The organism is Protofrankia sp. Cr1, from assembly GCF_963555865.1.
Lineage (GTDB): Bacteria > Actinomycetota > Actinomycetes > Frankiales > Frankiaceae > Protofrankia.
Genome location: NZ_CAUVXO010000006.1, coordinates 1 through 3,613, shown reverse-complemented (window position 1 = coordinate 3,613; position 3,613 = coordinate 1). Strand labels below are relative to the sequence as shown.

Below are 3,613 nucleotides of genomic sequence, written 5' to 3'. Positions count from 1 at the left end.
TGGACGCACCCGACCGGCAGTACCCGGTCACGATCGACCCGGCCGCGACGCTGCCGGACAACCTCGATGACTATGTGGACTCGGCGCATCCGACGATGAACTACGACACCAGTGCGTAGCTGGCGGTGGGGAACTATCTGGGGGTGACCACGACCCGGTCGTTCCTGCGGTTCGACGATTCGGTGATCAAGAACAAGCATGTGCAGTCGGCGTCGTTGAACCTGTGGCAGGTGGGGTCGGCGACGTGTACGGCGCAGCCGATGGTGGTGCAGGGCGCGTCGGGGATGGGTGCGGGCACGACGTGGAATTCCCAGCCGACCGCGGACGGGATCAACTGGTCGAATACCAGTTTCAACTCGGGTGGGTCGTGTGGGGGTGACGGCGGGCGGAATCTGGATATCACCGGGTTGGCGCAGGCCTGGTCGTCCAACGGCTATGCGTCGCCGGAGGCGCTGACGCTGCGGGCGGGCAACGAGTCCGACGTTGGGTGCGGGGAACCGGGCGCAGGCGCTGGCCCCGACGGCGGACACCGATCCGACGGTGACGGCGTTGACCGCGTCGGCGGCCCGCGCCCAGCAGCTCGACAACCAGAGTGTGTACGCCGCGGACGGCGTCGAGGTCGTCGACACCTACGGGCCGACGCATCAGGTGCTCCTCGACGACGGCTCCACCGCCTCGGCGCGGGCGCATGTGCACACCGACTATGACCAGGGCGCGCCGTCGGCGCCGACGCCGTTCCGGTTGGCGACCACGGTCACGGCCAGTGCCCGGGTCGGTGGGATCAGCACGGGCACGGATCGGGACAGCCGGATCACGGTCAACGGCTATGAGGCCAAGGCCGGCGCGGACCCGAACACCTCCGGGTGGATCCAGCGCAGACCCACCACGGTCACGGTGCAGATGGGGTCGGGGAACCCGACGGTCGCGCGGACCAGCTACTACAACACGGCCGGGCAGGTCGTGGAGTCGCGGATGCCGAAGGCGAACAGCACCGGTACGGATGCGTTCACCACGGTGACCGCCTACTACACGGCGACTGGCAGCGGTGGCTGTGTGAACGCGGCGTGGACGGGGTTGCCGTGTACCAGTGGGCCGGCGGCGCAGCCGTCGTCGGGCAATCCGCTGCCGACGGTGAAGTACACCTACAACGACCTCGGCCAGGTGCTGACCGCGGTCGAGACGGTCAACTCGACGACCCGCACGGCCACGACCGTCTATGACGCGGTCGGGCGGAAGACCTCCGCGGCGATCGTCGCGTCCCCGGCGGCGGACGGCGGTGCCACCCTACCGACGGTCACCTTCGCGTACAGCACGACGACGGGTTTGCCGATCAGTACCGGGGACGGCAGCACGACGCTGAGCATGAGCTACGACAGTCTGGGCCGGGTGACGTCGCAGACCGACGCGGACGGCAACACGTCAACGGTCGGTTATGACATCGATGGGCAGGTCACCTCCCGCGCGGACGGGAAGGGTACGGCGACCTACACCTACGACTCGGCCAGTGAGCATCGGGGGTTGGTGACCGCGCTGAACGTGGGTGCCGGGTCTGCGCCGTCGACGTTCGCCGGCTCCTATGACGCGGACGGCAAACTGACCAGTCAGACGTATCCGAACGGGGTGGTGGCCACCACCCGCTATGACAACGGCGGCAACCCGACGGCGTTGACCTATGCCAAGTTGGGCACCACGTGGTTGGCGTTCAACCAGAAGCGGTCGGTGTTCGATCAGGTACGGGCGGACGCCGGCCCGGCGAACAGCACCGGCCTTACCTATGATCCGGCCGGCCGGCTGACCCAGGTGGCCGATACCCGGGCCTACGGCGGCCCGGTGATCTGTTCCACTCGGCAGTACGGCTACGACATCGAGTCCAACCGGACGAGTCTGGTTAACCATCCCGACGCCGGGGGGAACCCGACGAGTGGGAACTGCTCGTCGACGACGACCGTCGACTTCACGTTGAACTCCGGCTACGATCAGGCCGACCGGCTCACCAACACCGGCTACGCCTATGACCTGTTCGGGCGGACCACCGGGCTGACGGTCGCCGGTGGGGCGGCGGCGAGCGTCGGCTATTACGTCAACGACATGGTCGCCTCCCAGACCCAGGGGTCGACCAGCCGCAGCTATGCGTTGGACACGGCGCGGCGGATCCGGTCGTGGACGCAAGCCTCGACGACGTCGACGAATCATTACGCCGATGGTGGGGACAGTCCGGTGTGGATCGGGGTGTCCGACGGCACCTGGACCCGGAACATTCCGGGGATCGGCGGGGATCTGGCCGCGATCCAGTCCAACACCGGTGCGGTGACGATTCAGCTGGTCAACCTGCACGGCGATGTGGTGGCGACCGCCGATGACACGACCACGGTGAGTTCGATCGCCAGTTTCGCGGACAGCACCGAGTTCGGTGTTCCGGTCTTCGCCTCGACCGCGTTTCCCCGGTACGACTGGCTTGGGGGTAAGGAGCGTTCCGCCGACACCCTCGGCGGCCTGGTCCTCATGGGTGTCCGGTTGTACAACCCGCTGACCGGCCGGTTCCTCCAGGTTGACCCGCTCCCCGGCGGGAACGCCAACCCCTACGATTACTGCTCCGGTGATCCGATCAACTGTACCGACCTCGACGGCCGGTGGGGCTTCCACTGGCGGTCGGTGCTCACGTTTACAGTTATCGCGGCCGGTGTGATCGGTGCTGTTGCGTGCGGGGTGTCGGTTGTATGTGGTGTCGCGGTGGGTATAGCGGCCGGCGCCGCAGCCTATGCGGCGGAGAACGCGGGAACCAGCGACTGGAGCTGGTCGGGGTTTGCTCTCTCAGCGGCAGTCGGCGGCTTGTCGGGTGGGATCGTAGGTCGGACAGGCTCGGTAGTAGGCACTACCCCTGCACTCGCGCCCAGCTGGCTTGGAGCAGCAGTGTTTCGCTCACGAGGTGTTGGCGCAAAGAGTAGACTATTTGGTGATGTTTATTCGGGTGCGCGTAAGTCGGGATGGCTAAACGGGGGTAGGAAGTATGGGCTAGGTTGGAGTGGTAAAAGCTTGAAGCCGTACGGAATTAGGGGGCAAGAACAGTATTTCGAGCGAAGTTTCACGGGTGGCATATCGACCTTCTTCATGGTCCGCGGCGGTAGGTAATGGATAGCATTGAGCGTGAGCTGAGAGAGGGTTTCGGTGATGTTGCACGAAGCATCTCCACGCATCCAGTGCAGTTTGATCCGCGCCTTATCGATATCTGGATCGATTTGGACGATGGGCTAGATATAATCATCTCGCCTTCGGAAAGCGGAGAGTCTGCCCGGATCAATATTGGTTTCTACGTTTTTGAGCCGGTTTCTCGTGCAATTATTGTACAACTTATCCGTCAACTCGCGACGCGCCAGGCAAGTGTCTCATTGTGCCGTGGAATATTCTTTCGATATGTTCGACTGGTTGTGAAAGTCGGCTCTCAGGAATGGATATCTCGGAGGCGATACCGCGGTGAGTTAGAAAGTTGGGAAAAAGATCTTAAGGGGAAGTGAACCGCTCCGGGCGGCGTAGGTACTCTGGCCTTCGGCGCCGCTGGCGATGATTAGCGGTGGGGGTTCGAGCGGGATCGGGCCGTGGCTACAGGCTCTTCCCC

At 64.6% G+C, this 3,613-nt stretch carries 2 protein-coding genes and 1 pseudogene; all 3 read left to right on the top strand.

The features are described from left to right. Nucleotides 1-125 precede the first annotated feature (125 nt). Nucleotides 126-419 (top strand): annotated as a pseudogene (locus U9980_RS01530) (DNRLRE domain-containing protein); the annotation flags it as partial. Nucleotides 420-483: 64 nt separating this feature from the next. Then, a complete protein-coding gene (locus tag U9980_RS01525) occupies nt 484-3,129 on the top strand; it encodes an RHS repeat-associated core domain-containing protein (RefSeq protein ID WP_322766359.1) in 2,646 nt (881 codons plus the stop codon). Beyond that, nucleotides 3,129-3,512, top strand: a complete 384-nt coding sequence (locus tag U9980_RS01520; RefSeq protein WP_322766358.1) for a hypothetical protein — start codon at nt 3,129-3,131, stop codon at nt 3,510-3,512. The genes U9980_RS01525 and U9980_RS01520 overlap by 1 nt, the downstream gene beginning before the upstream one ends. Nucleotides 3,513-3,613: the final 101 nt, after the last annotated feature.